The 15,733-nt window shown below is 71.5% G+C and carries 13 protein-coding genes; 8 read left to right on the forward strand and 5 right to left on the reverse strand.

Annotated features, from left to right (window positions below; genetic code table 11):
- Positions 1–337 precede the first annotated feature (337 nt).
- The gene (locus tag J7E89_RS37530; protein ID WP_214980624.1) at positions 338–1,237 is read left to right on the forward strand and encodes a hypothetical protein; all 900 of its coding nucleotides are present in this window, start codon (positions 338–340) and stop codon (positions 1,235–1,237) included.
- A gap of 80 nt (positions 1,238–1,317) precedes the next feature.
- Here the strand turns inward: J7E89_RS37530 and disA are convergent, their stop codons facing one another.
- Positions 1,318–2,442 carry a DNA integrity scanning diadenylate cyclase DisA gene (gene disA, locus J7E89_RS37535; protein ID WP_069927610.1) on the reverse strand — a complete coding sequence of 375 codons (1,125 nt, stop codon included), beginning with the start codon at positions 2,440–2,442 and terminating at the stop codon, positions 1,318–1,320.
- A 90-nt stretch (positions 2,443–2,532) separates the two neighbouring features.
- Positions 2,533–3,948 carry a DNA repair protein RadA gene (radA, locus tag J7E89_RS37540; RefSeq protein ID WP_214980625.1) on the reverse strand — a complete coding sequence of 472 codons (1,416 nt, stop codon included), beginning with the start codon at positions 3,946–3,948 and terminating at the stop codon, positions 2,533–2,535.
- Between the two features lie 161 nt (positions 3,949–4,109).
- On the opposite strand from radA, the gene J7E89_RS37545 reads away from it, so the two are divergent.
- Positions 4,110–5,849, forward strand: coding sequence for a sigma-70 family RNA polymerase sigma factor (locus tag J7E89_RS37545; protein WP_214980626.1), 1,740 nt, complete (start codon positions 4,110–4,112; stop codon positions 5,847–5,849).
- A gap of 202 nt (positions 5,850–6,051) precedes the next feature.
- Here the strand turns inward: J7E89_RS37545 and J7E89_RS37550 are convergent, their stop codons facing one another.
- Positions 6,052–6,945, reverse strand: coding sequence for a hypothetical protein (locus J7E89_RS37550; protein WP_214980627.1), 894 nt, complete (start codon positions 6,943–6,945; stop codon positions 6,052–6,054).
- Positions 6,946–6,986: 41 nt separating this feature from the next.
- Here J7E89_RS37550 and J7E89_RS37555 point away from each other — a divergent pair, with 41 nt between their 5' ends.
- The 4 genes from J7E89_RS37555 (at position 6,987) to ilvD (ending at position 11,499) form a co-directional block, all read left to right on the forward strand.
- Positions 6,987–7,919 (forward strand): Ppx/GppA phosphatase family protein, encoded by a 933-nt coding sequence (locus J7E89_RS37555; protein WP_214980628.1) that lies wholly within the window; start codon positions 6,987–6,989, stop codon positions 7,917–7,919.
- A gap of 34 nt (positions 7,920–7,953) precedes the next feature.
- Positions 7,954–8,772, forward strand: a complete 819-nt coding sequence (locus J7E89_RS37560) for a sugar phosphate isomerase/epimerase (RefSeq protein WP_214980630.1) — start codon at positions 7,954–7,956, stop codon at positions 8,770–8,772.
- Positions 8,769–9,404, forward strand: coding sequence for a TetR family transcriptional regulator (locus tag J7E89_RS37565; RefSeq protein ID WP_214980631.1), 636 nt, complete (start codon positions 8,769–8,771; stop codon positions 9,402–9,404). The genes J7E89_RS37560 and J7E89_RS37565 overlap by 4 nt, the downstream gene beginning before the upstream one ends.
- Before the next feature lie 244 nt (positions 9,405–9,648).
- The gene (gene ilvD / locus J7E89_RS37570) at positions 9,649–11,499 is read left to right on the forward strand and encodes a dihydroxy-acid dehydratase (RefSeq protein ID WP_214980633.1); all 1,851 of its coding nucleotides are present in this window, start codon (positions 9,649–9,651) and stop codon (positions 11,497–11,499) included.
- 72 nt (positions 11,500–11,571) lie between these two features.
- Here the strand turns inward: ilvD and J7E89_RS37575 are convergent, their stop codons facing one another.
- On the reverse strand, positions 11,572–13,743 hold the full coding sequence (locus J7E89_RS37575; RefSeq protein ID WP_214980641.1) for a PQQ-binding-like beta-propeller repeat protein: 2,172 nt from the start codon (positions 13,741–13,743) through the stop codon (positions 11,572–11,574).
- A 131-nt stretch (positions 13,744–13,874) separates the two neighbouring features.
- On the opposite strand from J7E89_RS37575, the gene J7E89_RS37580 reads away from it, so the two are divergent.
- Together J7E89_RS37580 and J7E89_RS37585 are read left to right on the forward strand one after the other, a co-directional pair.
- Positions 13,875–14,186, forward strand: coding sequence for a peptidase (locus tag J7E89_RS37580; protein ID WP_374196983.1), 312 nt, complete (start codon positions 13,875–13,877; stop codon positions 14,184–14,186).
- 35 nt (positions 14,187–14,221) lie between these two features.
- The gene (locus J7E89_RS37585; RefSeq protein ID WP_214980637.1) at positions 14,222–14,746 is read left to right on the forward strand and encodes a hypothetical protein; all 525 of its coding nucleotides are present in this window, start codon (positions 14,222–14,224) and stop codon (positions 14,744–14,746) included.
- Between the two features lie 803 nt (positions 14,747–15,549).
- Here J7E89_RS37585 and J7E89_RS37590 read toward each other — a convergent pair.
- The coding region (locus J7E89_RS37590; RefSeq protein ID WP_214980638.1) for a hypothetical protein at positions 15,550–15,733 on the reverse strand (184 nt) is incomplete at its 5' end.

Genomic DNA, 15,733 nt, shown 5'->3' on the forward strand with positions numbered 1-15,733 from the left:
TGACATGTTTCTGCGCGGGGCCGGACGAGGCTCGGTGGGTTCGGTGGGTTGGGTGCGTTCGAGTGTGTGCGGTGCGTACCTGACTGACGACCGGCAGGGGCGGGGACCGTACCGCCGCTGCTACCGCGCGAGCGCCGAACTCTTCGTATCGGCAGACCACTTCAGAATCCGCTTCCCGGACGGCCGCCCGGCCGTCGCATGGGCCGATCGTCAGGCTCCGGACCCGACGAAATACAGGGGTGGGCCTCGGCGGTGCGGAATGATGATCGTGGAAAGTTGGGGGCTGAGGCGGCGGGTGGGGCAGGAGTTGGCCGCGATCTCTCGTACAGTTTGCGCCGTGGGATCTATGCGCAATCCAGTCGGGCCGCTTCCCTCCTCCATTTACTGGCGCCGGAGGGCAGTCGCGCTGTCCCTGCTGGTGCTGCTCGCACTGGTGATCCTATGGATCGTCATGTCCGCCGGCGGCAAGGGCGAGAAGAACGACGGCGCGCACAGTGGCGCCACTCCCGCGCCCTCCACCATCACCCCCGGACCGGATTCGTCGGGTCCCGCCATCACCGAGGACCCGGGCGGCCGGGACGAGCCGGGCGGCACGGGCACCGGCGGCGCCGACAACGGCGGTAGCGGAAGCGGCGACGGCGGCGGTGGCGAGGACGACGGCGGCGGCGGTACGGACCCGGGCAGCGGCGGTGACGGCGCCAGTGACGGAGCCACAGGCAGCGGCGGCGCGGGTGACGGCGGCGGCGACGGTTCCGGCGAAGACGGCGGCGCGGGAGCGGGCGGCGGCAGCGGCTTCGGTGGTGGTGATGGCGGCGCCGGTCAGCGCGTACCGGCCGGCTCCAGCCTCCCCAACTGCAACGCGTCCACGGTGGAGTTGTCCCTGCGCAGCGTCAAGAACGAGTACGAGCCCGGCGAGAAGCCCAAGTTCGAGCTGATCGCCGAGAACGTGTCGGGCGCCGCCTGCAAGATCGACTTCGGGCCGGAGGCCGCCGTGCTCACGATCACCGACGACGACAACAAGACGGTGTGGTCCTCGAAGGACTGCCCGCAGGCTCCCGGCAGCATGCTGCTCCGCGTCCCCGCGCACAGCGCCATCAAGCACACCATCGAATGGGACCTCAAGCAGAGCGAGCCGAAGTGCGAGACGCCGTCCGAGGCGTCCGTCGGCGACGGCACGTACCTGCTGGAGCTGCCGGGCGCGAAGTCCCCGGCGACGTTCACCCTGAAGAAGGACTAGCGAAGAAGGACTAGCGAAGAAGGGCTGGCGAAGAGAGCCGGCCCTGGTCCTGCGCCCCGGTCCTGCGAACCGTCGTGCCCTCAGACGTAGCGTTCCAGGATCGACGACTCCGCCAGCCGGGACAGCCCCTCGCGCACCGACCGCGCCCGCGCCTCCCCGACACCGTCGACCGTCTGTAGGTCGTCGACGCTCGCGGCAAGCAGCTTCTGCAGGCCGCCGAAGTGCTCGACGAGCCGCTCGATGATCGCGCCCGGCAGCCGCGGCACCTTGGCCAGCAGCCGGTAGCCACGCGGCGAGACCGCCGCGTCCAGCGTCTCGGGCGACCCGCTGTACCCCAGCGCCCGTGCCACCACGGGCAGTTCGAGCAGCTCGGAGTGGGGCAGTGCGTCCAGCTCGGTGAGCGCTTCGTCGACCGTGCGGGAACGCTTCGCCGTCGGCTCCGGCACGTAGTCCCGTACGACCAGCTCGCGCTCCGGCTCGACACCCGCGATCAACTCGTCGAGCTGGAGGGAGAGGAGGCGTCCGTCGGTGCCCAGCTCCACCACGTACTCGGCGATCTCGGTGGCGATACGCCGCACCATCTCCAGACGCTGCGCCACCGCCGTCACGTCCCGGACCGTCACCAGGTCCTCGATCTCCAGCGCGGACAGCGTGCCCGCGACCTCGTCGAGGCGGAGCTTGTAGCGCTCCAGGGTGGCCAGGGCCTGGTTCGCGCGGGACAGGATCGTCGCCGACTCCTCCAGGACGCGGCGCTCACCATCGACGTACAGCGCGATCAGGCGCATCGACTGCGACACCGAGACGACCGGGAAGTTGCACTGCTTGGAGACGCGGTCCGCCGTACGGTGGCGGGTGCCGGTCTCCTCCGTCGGGATCGACGCGTCCGGTACGAGCTGGACGCCGGCCCGCAGGATCTTGGTGATGTCCTTGTCGAGGATCAGCGCGCCGTCGAGCTTGCACAGCTCGCGGAGTCTGGTCGCGGTGAATTCCACATCCAGTACGAATCCGCCGGTACACATGGATTCGACGGTTTTGTCCATACCGAGGACGATGAGGCCGCCGGTGTTGCCGCGGAGGATGCGCTCCAGGCCGTCGCGCAGTCCCTTGCCGGGCGCGACAGCGCTCAGCGAGGCGCGCATCAGCGCTTCGGTGCCCGAGCCTCCGCCGGACTTTCCGGATGCTGCTGCCCGGTCGATGGCTGCCACTGCACTCCTCCGGTCACACGGTTGCGGTGCCCTTGAGGCACTGAACTTCGCCTCGCGTACTCGTACGGGTGGGCGAGACCAGGGCAAAGTCTACCGGCGCTGTTCCTCACCTTGTGGGGCCTGTGCACGAGAGCGCCGAGGAAGGACCCTGAGGGCGTCTCCCATGTCCGCCACTTCGATGACCTTCATGCCGGCCGGGACCTTCCCCGGGTCGCTCGGGACCAGGGCGTGCGTGAAGCCGAGACGGTGCGCCTCGGCGAGCCTGCGCTGGACACCGGTGACCCGTCTGACCTCTCCGGCGAGGCCCACTTCGCCGATCGCGACGAGGTTCTTCGGCAGCGGGGTGTCGCTGGCCGCGCTGGCGAGCGCGAGCGCGATGGCCAGGTCGGCGGCGGGCTCGGTGAGCTTCACGCCGCCCACCGTCGCGGTGTAGATGTCGCGCTTGCCGAGGGCGGTGATGCGGCCGCGCTGCTCCAGCACGGCGAGCATCATCGACACGCGGGAGGTCTCCAGGCCCGAGGTGGTGCGCCGTGGGGACGGAATCTGCGAGTCGACAGTCAGCGCCTGCACCTCCGCGACGAGCGGGCGGCGCCCTTCGAGCGTGACGGTCAGGCAGGTCCCCGGGACGGCCTCGGCACGCCGGGTGAGGAAGAGGCCGGAGGGATCGGCAAGACCGGTGATGCCTTCGTCGTGCAGCTCGAAGCAGCCGACCTCGTCGGTCGCGCCGTAACGGTTCTTGACTCCCCGCACGAGCCGCAGGCGCGCGTGCCGGTCGCCCTCGAAGGACAGCACGACGTCGACGAGGTGCTCCAGCAGACGCGGCCCCGCGATGGCGCCGTCCTTCGTGACGTGCCCGACCAGGAGCGTCGACATGGCGCGCTCCTTGGAGGCCCGGATGAGGGCGCCCGCGACCTCGCGGACCTGGGCCATGCCGCCGGGCGCGCCGTCGATCTCGGGCGACGCGACGGTCTGGACGGAGTCGAGCACGAGAAGAGACGGCTTCACGGCGTCGAGGTGCCCGAGGACGGCGGACAGGTCGGTCTCGGCGGTGAGATACAGATGATCGTTGAGCGCGCCGATCCGGTCGGCGCGCAGGCGCACCTGGCTGGCGGACTCCTCGGCGGTCACGTACAGCGTGCGGTGGTCGTCGCTGGCCGCCTTCGCGGCGACGTCCAGGAGCAGCGTCGACTTGCCGACGCCGGGCTCGCCCGCGAGCAGCACGACGGCGCCGGGGACCAGCCCGCCGCCGAGGACGCGGTCCAGCTCGTCGACGCCGGTGGAGCGGGCGGTGGCGGTGCGGCCGTCGACCTGGCCGATGGGGAGTGCGGCGGTGCTTACCCGGCCGGCCGCTGTCGTCCGTACGGCGGGCGCGCCGGTTTCCTCGATCGTCCCCCAGGCCTGGCATTCGGGGCAGCGGCCGAGCCATTTGGCGGTCGTCCATCCGCATTCGGTGCAGCGGTAGGACGGCCGGTCCTTGGCGGATGAACGAGATGTACGGGCAGCCATGGTGGTGACCGTACAGGCAGGCTCTGACAGTCGTTCGCCACCCGTTCGCCACCGCCGGAATCCCCGGTTCCTGTCCCCTTTTGAGCGAAGTGTTCACCCGTACGGGTTAAAAGTGCTCAAGGGGTACTAAGTGGCGTGCCTCCTTTGCCTACGGTCGCCGGGTGACAAGCAGCAGGCTGGAGCCCCCTACGCACACCACCGGCGCACACCGGGCGCAAAGCCGTGCGCCCCGGCCGACGCTCGCGCACGCCCCACAGAGCCCACAGGCCCCGCCGACACGGTACGAGCCGTATCTGGACGGCCTGTTCACCTACTGCCTGTCCGTGCTCTGCGACCACGACGCGGCGACGGCGGTGCTCGGTGACGTACTCGCCATCGCCGAGCGGCAGCACGGACGTTGCCCGTCCCGCGAGCCGGAGCGCAAAGCCTGGCTGTACGGGCTGGCGCGGTGGGCGTGCCTGCGCCGGGTCGCGGAGCAGAAGCGGCGAAGGCAGGGGGCGCACGGTGGCCACCGCGCCAACGCCCCCGACCCGGTGAGCGCCGCAGCCGTACCGGACGAGACCGCCGTACGCCGACAGCGCGAACTGGCACTCCTGGCGTGGCCCGAGGCGGCCGGCACCACCCCCGAGCAGCGTGAGGCGCTGGAGCTCGCCGTACGCCACGGGCTGGGCCCGCGCGAGGTCGCCGCCGTCCTCGGCATGGACTACCCCGCCGCCCGCGAACTTCTCGCCGCTGCGGCCTGCGAGGTGGAGCGGACCGGGGCCGCGCTCGCCGTCGTGGAGAGCGGCAGCTGCCCGATCGTCGCCCGGCTGACCGGCGACAACCAGGTGCTGCTCGGCGCCGCTCTGCGCCAGGAGCTCGTACGGCATGTCGACGACTGCCCGCGCTGTCGGCGCTTCGCCGCGCGGACCGGGGTCGGCGGTCCCTGGCCGGGTACGGTCGCGGCGCGGGCCGCGCTGCCGGTGGTCGAGGCGCCGCGCGCGGCGGCGTACGCGGCGATGGCGGGCGTCCCGCGGGCGCGCACCGGTGCGCCCCGCTTCGATCGCGACGGCTTCCCGCTGGACCCCAAGGACCACGCGGCGCGGCGCGACCGGCTGCGGACCAGGGCGGTCACGACGACGGTCGTCGCGACCGTCGTCGTCGCCCCCGTGTTCGCGCTCTGGGCGGCGTACCGGGGAGCGCCGCTCACCGGCGAGAGCCACGGCGGCACGTCGGTCACGGCGAGCGAGGCGGACGATCCGGAAGGCCTCGGCGACGACCCGTACAACGGCCCGGGAGGCCCCGGGGGGCCGGCGTACGAGAACACGGGCAACGCCCGCACGACCCCCGACCCCCACTTCACGGCGGGCGGCCGGTCGCCGGACGTGTCGGTCGAGGTCGTCAGCAGCGGTACGTCGATGCCGGGCCTGCCGGGGGAGGCCGGGGCGGGGCGGCTGACGGTGGAGGCGAGATCCGCGGGCAGCACGACGGTCCTCACCCTGACCGCGGCGGGCGACTCGCCGGTGTCCTGGTCGGCGTGGACGAACGCGTCCTGGCTCTACCTGAGCCAGACCTCGGGCACGCTCCATCCCGGCCGGTCACTCACTCTGTACGTGTCCGTGGATCACGAGCGGGAGCCGGCGGGGGCGTGGCGCGCGCGTATCGGGGTGGATCCGACGGGTGCGGTGATCGCGGTGCGGGGCCACGGCCGCACCACACCGCCCCCCTCGAACCCTGACCCGCGGCCGTCGACACCGCCGCCGCCCACCTCTCCGGACCCCACACCGCCGCCCACCTCCCCGGACCCGACCCCAACGGAGTCGACGCCACCGCCATCCCCGGACCCCACCCCGACCGAGCCGACGACCCCGCCCCCGTCCTCGGACCCGACCCCGACGGAGGCCACGTCACCGGCGCCGTAGGGGGCCTGGGGCTCCGTCCCGGACCCCGCTCCTCAAACGCCGGACGGGCTGGATTTGCCGCAAGCAGCAAATCCAGCCCGTCCGGCGTTCGAGGACACGCCCGCAGGGCGTTTGTGTGGTCCGGGATCTGGGGCTTGCCCCAGTTCGGGAAGGGGCGGGTCGGGGAACAAGCCCCGCGCAGCGGCCCGCCTCCAGCCCGCCGCTAGGCGGACGGCGCCGTGCCCGGGCCCGGGTCCGCCGGATGCGGCGCCATGGGAAGCGCCGACGACAGCCGCTCCTCGCACAGCTCCACCAACCGGTCATACGCCGGCTTCCCCATCAGCTCCGTCAGCTCCGGCCGATACGTCACGTACACCGGATCCCCCGCGCCATGCGCAGACGTCGCAGACGTGCACCACCAGTGCAGGTCATGGCCCCCCGGCCCCCACCCCCGCCGGTCGTACTCGCCGATCGAGATCTGCAGGACGCGCGTGTCGTCGGGCCGGTCGATCCAGTCGTAAGTCCGCCGCACCGGCAGCTGCCAGCAGACGTCCGGCTTCGTCTCCAGCGGCTCCTTGCCCTCCTCCAGCGCCAGGATGTGCAGCGAGCACCCCGCGCCGCCCGCGAACCCGGGGCGGTTCTGGAAGATGCAGGAGCCGTCCCACCGGCGCGTCTGGCGTTCGCCGTCGTCGTCGGTCTGGGTCCAGCCCGACTCCGTACCGACATCGTGGAACTGCCACACGTCAGGGGTGAGGCGCGCCACATGCCCCGCGACCCGCTTCTCGTCGTCCTCATCCGAAAAGTGCGCACCGAGCGTGCAGCAGCCGTCGTCGGCGCGCCCCGCCTGGATCCCCTGGCAGCCGCTGCCGAAGATGCAGCTCCACCGTGACGTAAGCCACGTCAGGTCGCAGCGGAAGACCTGCTCGTCGTCGGCGGGGTCGGGGAACTCCACCCAGGCACGGGCGAAGTCCAGCCCGCCCTTCTCGTCCTCGGCGGGCGGGACCGGGGGGACGGGCGGGACCGGCAGGGTCGTCTTCGCCTGCTTCAGCTGCTTCGGCTGCTTCGGCTCCGGCAGTTTCGCGGCTTTGCCCGGCTTCGCCTTTTTCGTCTTCGACACGGGGCCAAGGGTAAGCGCGCCGCCACAGTAGCGTTCCGCATATGAGACTCGGAGTCCTCGACGTGGGTTCGAACACGGTTCATCTGCTGGTGGTCGACGCGCACCCCGGCGCCCGCCCCCTGCCCGCCCACTCGCACAAGGCCGAGCTCCGCCTCGCCGAGCTGCTCGACGCGGACGGGGCCATCGGCGCCGAGGGCGTCGACCGCCTCGTGGCCACGATCGGCGACGCGCTCCAGGCAGCCGAGGACAAGGGATGCGAGGACGTCCTGCCGTTCGCGACCTCCGCCGTGCGCGAGGCCACCAACGCCGACGAGGTGCTGGGCCGGGTCAAGAGCGAGACCGGCGTCGATCTCCAGGTGCTGAGCGGCGAGGAGGAGGCCCGGCTGACCTTCCTCGCCGCCCGCCGCTGGTACGGCTGGTCGGCCGGCAAGCTCCTGGTCCTCGACATCGGCGGCGGCTCCCTGGAGATCGCGTACGGCATGGACGAGGAGCCCGATGCCGCCGTGTCGCTTCCCCTCGGCGCCGGTCGCCTCACCGCCGGCTGGCTGCCCGGCGACCCTCCTGACGCGCAGGACGTGAAGGCGCTGCGCCGACACGTCCGGGCGCAGATCGCCCGAACGGTCGGCGAATTCGCCCGCTTCGGCAGCCCCGACCACGTCGTCGCCACGTCCAAGACCTTCCGGCAGCTGGCCAGAATCGCGGGCGCGGCCCGTTCCGCCGAGGGGCTGTACGTACAGCGTGAGCTCAGTCGCAAGTCGCTGGAGGAGTGGGTGCCCAAGCTCGCCGCGATGCCGATAGCCCAGCGCGCCGGCCTCCCCGGAGTCTCCGACGGCCGCGCCGCGCAACTGCTGGCAGGAGCCCTGGTGGCGGAGGGCGCGATGGACCTTTTCGGTGTGGACACGCTGGAGGTCTGCCCTTGGGCGCTGCGCGAAGGCGTCATCCTGCGCCGACTGGATCACCTGCCGACCGCCTGACGCCCACCCCACAACGGCCCGTACGCTGTCCCTCGTGGCAGAACCAGTGGTGCGCATCCCTGATGCGAAGGTCGCGCTGTCCACGGCGTCCGTGTATCCGGAGTCGACGGCGACGGCCTTCGAGATCGCCGCACGCCTCGGCTACGACGGCGTCGAGGTCATGGTGTGGACGGACCCCGTCAGCCAGGACATCGAGGCGCTGCGCAGACTCTCCGACTACCACGGCGTCCCCGTCCTCGCCGTCCACGCACCCTGTCTGCTGATCACCCAGCGCGTGTGGACCACCGACCCGTGGACGAAGCTGCGCCGCGCGCAGGCGGCCGCCGAGAAGCTCGGTGCGTCGGCCGTGGTCGTACACCCGCCCTTTCGCTGGCAGCGGCAGTACGCCCGCGATTTCGTCAGCGGAATCTGGCGGATGGCGGACGAGACCGACGTCAGGTTCGCCGTCGAGAACATGTATCCGTGGCGCTACAAGGACCGCGAGATGCTGGCGTACGCCCCCGAGTGGGACGTCACCAAGGACGACTACCGGCACTTCACCGTCGACCTTTCCCACACCGCGACCGCCCGCACCGACACCATGGCCATGGTCGACCGGATGGGCGACCGGCTCGGGCACGTCCACCTCGCGGACGGCAAGGGTTCGGCCAAGGACGAGCACCTCGTCCCCGGGCGCGGAAACCAGCCCTGCGCCGAGCTCCTGGAGCACCTCGCGCTCAGCGGCTTCGACGGCCATGTCGTCATCGAGGTCAATACGCGGCGGGCCATGTCGTCCGCCGAACGCGAGGCCGACCTCGCGGAGGCCCTCGCCTTCACCCGGCTGCACCTGGCGTCCCGGGTCTCGCAGCAGTGAGCGACAGCGGTACGCCGGAACCCGCCCCCGAGCCCCGCCGCCGAGGCCGCCCGCGCCGCTCGCCCCAGGACGCCGGCCCGGGCGCCCGCGAGCGCATCCTCCAGTCGGCCCGCGACGAATTCGCGGAGCGCGGCTACGACAAGACCTCCATGCGCGGCATCGCGAAGGCGGCGGGAGTCGACGCGGCGCTCGTCCACCACTACTTCGGTACGAAGGACGACGTCTTCGCGGCCGCCATCGAGATGTCCTTCGAGCCGGCGCTGGCGGTGCCCGCGGTCCTCGGCCAGGGCGGCACGGACGGCATCGGCGAGCGGCTGGCCCGCTATTTCATCGGCGTATGGGAGAACCCGGCGACCAGGGCTCCGCTGCTCGCGGTCGTACGTTCGGCGCTGACGAACGAGACGGCGGCGAAGGTTCTGCGTACGTTCGTACTGCGCCGGCTGCTGGAGCGGGTGGCGGCCGAGCTCGACGTACCCGATCCGACATTCCGGGCGGAGCTCGCGGCCTCGCACATGGTCGGGATCGCGATTCTGCGCTACGTGATCAAGGCGGAGCCGCTCGCGTCGGCGGATCCCGAGCGGATCATCGAGATGGTGGCCCCGACGCTCCAGCGGTACCTGACACAGGCGTGACGCGGGGCGCGCCCCGCGTCGTAACCAAGGCGTGACCTGAGACACCACCCGGACGCACCCCGATGTGCCACCCGGGACGTCAGCCGAGACCTGACGCGGTAGCTGTCCCGGGTCGTGACCGGAGGCTGAGCGCGCCATCCCGCATAACGGACGACCTGTCCAGATCGTGGATCCGAGGCGTACGCTCGAAGCTACTCTCGTAAGTGAGCCTCGTACGTCCCATCTGCCTAAGGAGCGAGCGACGATGCCCGAGCTGAGGTCCCGCACAGTCACCCACGGCCGCAACATGGCGGGCGCGCGCGCCCTTATGCGGGCGTCGGGCGTAGCAAGCGCGGACATCGGCAAGCCGATCATCGCGGTCGCCAACTCCTTCACCGAGTTCGTCCCGGGGCACACGCACCTCGCGCCGGTCGGCCGGATCGTCTCCGACGCGATCCTGGCCGCGGGCGCCGTCCCCCGCGAGTTCAACACGATCGCCGTCGACGACGGCATCGCGATGGGCCACGGCGGAATGCTGTACTCCCTCCCGTCCCGCGACCTGATCGCCGACTCGGTGGAGTACATGGTCGAGGCGCACTGCGCGGACGCGCTGATCTGCATCTCGAACTGCGACAAGATCACGCCGGGCATGCTGATGGCCGCGCTGCGCCTCAACATCCCCACGATCTTCGTCTCCGGCGGCCCGATGGAGGCCGGCAAGGCCACGCTGGTCGACGGCACGGTCCGCAAGCTCGACCTGGTCGACGCGATCTCCGACGCCGTCAACGACAAGATCTCGGACGCGGACATCCTCCGTATCGAGGAAAACGCCTGTCCGACCTGCGGCTCCTGTTCCGGCATGTTCACCGCCAACTCGATGAACTGCCTGGCCGAGGCCATCGGCCTGGCCCTGCCCGGGAACGGCTCGGTCCTCGCCACGCACACGGCGCGCAAGGCGCTGTACGAGAACGCCGGCCGCACGATCGTCGAGATCACCAAGCGCCACTACGAGCAGGACGACCTGACCGTCCTGCCCCGCAACATCGCCACCCGCGCCGCCTTCGAGAACGCCATGGCGCTCGACATCGCGATGGGCGGCTCGACCAACACGATCCTGCACCTGCTGGCCGCCGCCCAGGAGGCGGAGCTGGACTTCGGCCTCGACGACATGGACGAGGTCTCGCGCCGCGTCCCGTGCCTGGCCAAGGTCGCGCCGAACGTCGCGCCCGGCGGCACGTACTACATGGAAGACGTCCACCGGGCGGGCGGAATCCCCGCCATCCTCGGCGAGCTCTACCGTGGCGGCCTCCTCAACGAGGACGTGCACACCGTCCACTCCGCGACCATCGCCGAGTGGCTGAAGACGTGGGACGTGCGCGGCGGCTCGCCGTCCGACGAGGCCGTCGAGCTGTGGCACGCGGCGCCCGGCTGCGTCCGCTCCGCGACCGCCTTCTCGCAGTCCGAGCGCTGGGACACCCTGGACACGGACGCCGAGGGCGGCTGCATCCGCTCGGTCGAGCACGCGTACTCCAAGGACGGCGGCCTGGCCGTCCTCAAGGGCAACCTGGCCGTCGACGGCTGCGTCGTGAAGACCGCCGGTGTCGACGAGTCGATCTGGACCTTCGAGGGCCCGGCGGTCGTCTGCGAGTCGCAGGACGAGGCCGTGGACAAGATCCTCCGCAAGGAGATCAAGCCGGGCGACGTCGTCGTCATCCGCTACGAGGGCCCGCGCGGCGGCCCCGGCATGCAGGAGATGCTCTACCCGACGTCGTTCCTGAAGGGCCGCGGCCTCGGCAAGACCTGCGCGCTCGTCACCGACGGCCGCTTCTCGGGTGGTACGTCGGGCCTGTCCATCGGCCACGCCTCCCCTGAGGCGGCGTCAGGCGGCACGATCGCACTCGTCGAGGACGGCGACCGTATCCGCATCGACATCCCGAACCGTACGATCGAACTCCTCGTCGCGGACGAGGAATTGGCCACCCGCCGCGAGGCCCTGGGCGGCGTGTACGCCCCGAAGAACCGCGAGCGCAAGGTCTCAGCGGCCCTGCGCGCGTACGCCGCGATGGCCACCAGCGCAGACAAGGGCGCGGTGCGGGACGTCTCGATGCTGGGCTGAGGAGCGCGCCCCGGGCCGCGATCACCGGGCCGGGGCGGCGGGGTCGGGGCGAGCCCGGCTCCGCCCGCCGGCTCACCAGCGGCTCGGGTCCCGGGCATCCACGGCGAAGACCGACCCGTCGGGGGCAGTGGCGAAGACCTTGCCGGCGGCGGGGACGGGGGCGGGGAAGATGGTGGTGACCGTGTCGGTCTCCTCGCCCATACGGGGCCTCGTCTGACCCAGCAGCGTCCCGTCGGCGGCGTCCACCGCCAGCAGCCGCCCGTCCGCCGCCGTCAGGTAGACGCGGTCCCCGCTCGCGACCGGCCGTGACGCACGGCTCACCGTGGTCTCGAGCCGCCACCGCTGGGCCTGCTGCGCGCTCCCAGTGCTGCGGGTGTCGACGGCGACGAGGGAGCCCGAGCCGCCGAAGATGTACGCCGTGTCTCCGCGCACGGTGGCCTGCGCCTGATTGACCGGCGTGACAAGAGGAATGCGGCGGGCGGTGCGGTCCTTGATGTCGAGGCGGACGACCGCGCGCGTCTGGGTGTCGGTGTCACTGGAGAGCAGAAAAAGGGCTTCCCCAGAGGCTCCCACCGGATTGAGCACCCCATTCAGCCGCTGTTCCCACAGCATTGTGCCGCTGTCGGGGTCGACAGCGCGGACGGTGCTGAGCGTGCCGTCCGCCGACGGCGTGACGGCGAAGACGGGCCCTTCGGGGCGGCCGGGGGACGACATCCACAGCGTGCCGATCCCGCCGTGCGGCCGAGTCCAGCGAGCTTCCCCCGAGGTGTTGTCGACGGCCTTGACGGCACCGCTGCCCGTGGCCACGAGAAGCACGGACTTCGCCGGGAGGACGGCCACGGGCCGGGCGGAGAGCTCGATGCTCCAACGACGCTTGCCGGACTTCGGATCGATGGCTTCCAGGCGGTCCCCGCCGGGCGCGACGACATGCAGCAGCCCGCCGGAGAGCACGGGCGCACTCTCGTCCCAGGCCGGCTGGGAGCTGGTGGCCGACCGCTTCGACCAGCTGACGCTGCCGTCGGCGGGGTTCAGGCGGGAGGCCTGGATCCCGGGGGCGTTGCAGTAGAGGGAGCTGCCCGCGTACGAGCAGACAGGCGCGGCGCTCCCACCGCCTTTCCCGCCCCGCAGGGAGACGCTCCAGGGGAGAGCGCTCGCCCCCGTGCCGGACTGCTGTACGGCGGGAGCGGTTTCTGGGTGGCCGCCGCTGCCCGCCAGTGTCCGTACACCGAGGGCCCCACCCAGGATCAGGGAGACCAGCGCCACGGCGAGGACCACGCGCCGAGGCCCGCGCCTGCAAGCGGGGAACGGACCGGCGACCGGGCCGGATACCGGCTCAGACCCCTCCGCCTTCACACCCTCCGCCCGGCTCGGGACCCGCTGTGCGGGTATGAAGGCATGGGTGTCGTCCCCGGTCGGATACGCGGCGGACCGCAGTGCCGTCATCAGCGCGTCAGGCGTGGGCCGGTCGGCGGGATCCTTGGCGAGGCAGCGGGCGAACAGCGGGGCCAGGGCCTCGGGGACGCCCGCCAAGTCCGGCTCTTCATGGACGACTTGGTACGCCACGATGTACGGGCTGTCGGAGTCGAAGGGCCCACTGCCGGTCGCCGCGTGGACCAGCACGGACCCCAGCGCGAACACATCTGCCGCGGGCCCCACCTCGCGCGGGCGCTGGAACTGCTCGGGCGCCATGAAGGGCGGCGTACCGATCAGCTTGCCCGTCTCCGTACGAAGATCACTGTCCGTCGGCCGGGATATGCCGAAGTCGATGACCTTGGGCCCGTCGGCGGCCAGCAGCACATTGCTCGGCTTGAGATCGCGGTGCACCACGCCGGCACGGTGGATGTCGCGCAGCGATTCAGCCAGTCCCGCACCGAGCCTGAGCAACTCCTCGGTACCCAACGGGCCATTGCGCTTGACGCGTTCGGCGAGCGTGGGTCCCTCGACGAAAAGGGTCGCCATCCAGGGGCGTTCGGCGTCCGTGTCCGCGTCGACGACGGGCGCGGTGAAGGCACCGCTCACCCGGCGGGCGGCGGCGACCTCTTGCCGGAAACGTGCCCTGAACTCGGGATCCTGGGCGAAGTCGGCGTGCACCACCTTGACGGCGAGCCGCAACCCCGAGGCGGACGTGGCCAGATGGACCACACCCATGCCTCCCGAGCCCAGAATCGACTTGAGCCGATACTGCCCGGCATATTCCGGATGTTCCGCTTCCGGTCCCGTCCCGGTGCTGCGCAGCGGCGGCATCGTCCACCCCCGTGTGTTCGTCCGCAAGCGCGACGCACGGAGCCTAGTCGATGATGCGTGCGATGTCGGTGTGGCTTGCTAGCCTGCGCGGCGTACGGAAATGAACATCAACGGGGGAGGGCCCAGTGGCCATTGGAGACACCGAAGTGAACGCTGCCGGCGCTGGCGAAGAGGTCGCCACGCTCGACGCGTCAGTGGTGCTGTACCCGGTCGCTCCGGGCTACCGGGTGAACGTACGCAGTGGCCCGGGCACCAACTACCGGATCGTCAAGGTCCTGCCGTACGGAGCACGCGTCCCGATCAACTGCCAGAAGCCGGGCGAGACGATCACGGGTCCGTACGGGACCACGAACCTCTGGGACAACATCGCCAACGGCCAGTTCGTCGCGGACGCCTACATAAACACCGGCAGCGACGGCTACGTAGCCCCGCGCTGCGCCTGAGTTCCGTCCCGCCCGCTCAGGGGATAATCGACCCTGTGAGCGAGAACCCCGACGGCACCCCGACCGCCGCCGTCACTCCCGGCGGCCCGCAGCCCGAGCCCATCCGTTTCTTCGGTATGACCTGGCTGAACCACGACAACGGCTACGGGCTGCGCCGAGCCGGGGTCGCCGTCGGCTCCCTGGTAACGGCGGCAGCCGGATGCTTCGTCCTCCGCTTCGCCTACCAGGGCCTGGCGATCGCCGACGTCGGCGGCTTCGTCAACATCCTGGTCGTAGCCATGTTCGCGATCTGCAGCGCGATCGCCTTCCGCCGCACCTGGGAGGGCTACGCACGCCGCCCCGACCCCGCCGCCGAGGCATCGCTGCGCAGCCTGAAGGGCATCGGCTTCATCGGCTCACTCCTCGCGTACTTCTTCTGCTCACTCACCGAGGCCCCGGGCGAGAAGCTGCGCCGAAGCGAGTACGAGACGGCCCTCACCCAGTACGAACGCCGCCGCCACTCCCGCACAGGCAACCCCGCAGCCCGCAAGAAGCCCCCCAAGCGCCGCCGCCCGAACTGACCCCGCCAGCCGCGGGCCAACCGGCGCCGACCCGGCCCAGGGCCGACGTGCTCAGTCCACATCCCACACCGCCCCTGCCGGGTTGCCGGGAACCGGGCGTGGGCCGGACCCCGGCGACCCACCCACTTTCACATTGCCCCATCGTGCGGCTGGGGAGCGGTCGTGGCGGGCGGAGTGTGTCTGGCGTGTGGGGACGGGTCTCGGGGGGCCTGGTTGCTCGCGTTTGTGTGGAGCCGGTCTGGGGCTGGGGAGTGGTCGTGGCGGGCGGAGTGTGTCTGCCATGTGGGGACGGGCCTCGGGCGGACCGCGATGACCCGCGCTCACATCGATCCCGGCCGGCGCCTGAGGACCGGACCTGGCAGTGGAGCCTGTCGGGCCTGTGCGGACCGGTCTCGGGCGGATCCGGATTACCCCACTCGGATTGAGCCAGTCCGGTGTTCGAGGACCTGACTCGTAGCGGCCCGTTGTCGGGGGCCGGGTCTGGGCGGAGCCCGGTTACCCCGCTCCTCCAGCCCGTCCGGCGTTTGAGGACCGAGCATGGGGGCGTAGCCCAGCTACCCCGGCCCCCGTTTTGATCCGGTCTGGCGTTTGCGGACCGAGCTTGGGGGGCGTAGCCCAGCCACCCGGCCCCGGTTTTTGAGCCGTCCGGTGTCTGAGGACCGGGCTGGGGGGGGCGGAGCCCAGCTACCCTGGCCCCCAGTGTCAGCCCGTCCGGCGTTTGAGGACCGGGGTCTGGGGCGGAGCCCCAGTTACGGGAAGGGGCGGGTAGGGGAAAGCTCCGCCGGACACCACCCCCACCGCGATCACGCCACCAGCGCCGAAGCCACCCCGTCGTCCTCGTCTCCCCCCGCCTTGGAACCCACGCCGGCCGCGCCCCGAGGAGCCGCACCCGCACCCGCACCCGCACCACCGGCACCCGCACCCGCACCCGAACCACCCGCACCCCCAGAACGCATACCCCCCGCCGCCACCCCACTCCGCCCCGCC

The sequence above is a fragment of the Streptomyces sp. ISL-100 genome, from assembly GCF_018614615.1.
Lineage (GTDB): Bacteria > Actinomycetota > Actinomycetes > Streptomycetales > Streptomycetaceae > Streptomyces.

Excerpts from the sequence above, each read along its gene's own strand:
- J7E89_RS37555 (WP_214980628.1), top strand. The coding sequence starts at position 6,987 with ATGAGACTCGGAGTCCTCGACGTGGGTTCGAACACGGTTCATCTGCTG.
- radA (WP_214980625.1), bottom strand. The coding sequence starts at position 3,948 with ATGGCTGCCCGTACATCTCGTTCATCCGCCAAGGACCGGCCGTCCTAC.
- J7E89_RS37575 (WP_214980641.1), bottom strand. The coding sequence starts at position 13,743 with ATGCCGCCGCTGCGCAGCACCGGGACGGGACCGGAAGCGGAACATCCG.
- ilvD (WP_214980633.1), top strand. The coding sequence starts at position 9,649 with ATGCCCGAGCTGAGGTCCCGCACAGTCACCCACGGCCGCAACATGGCG.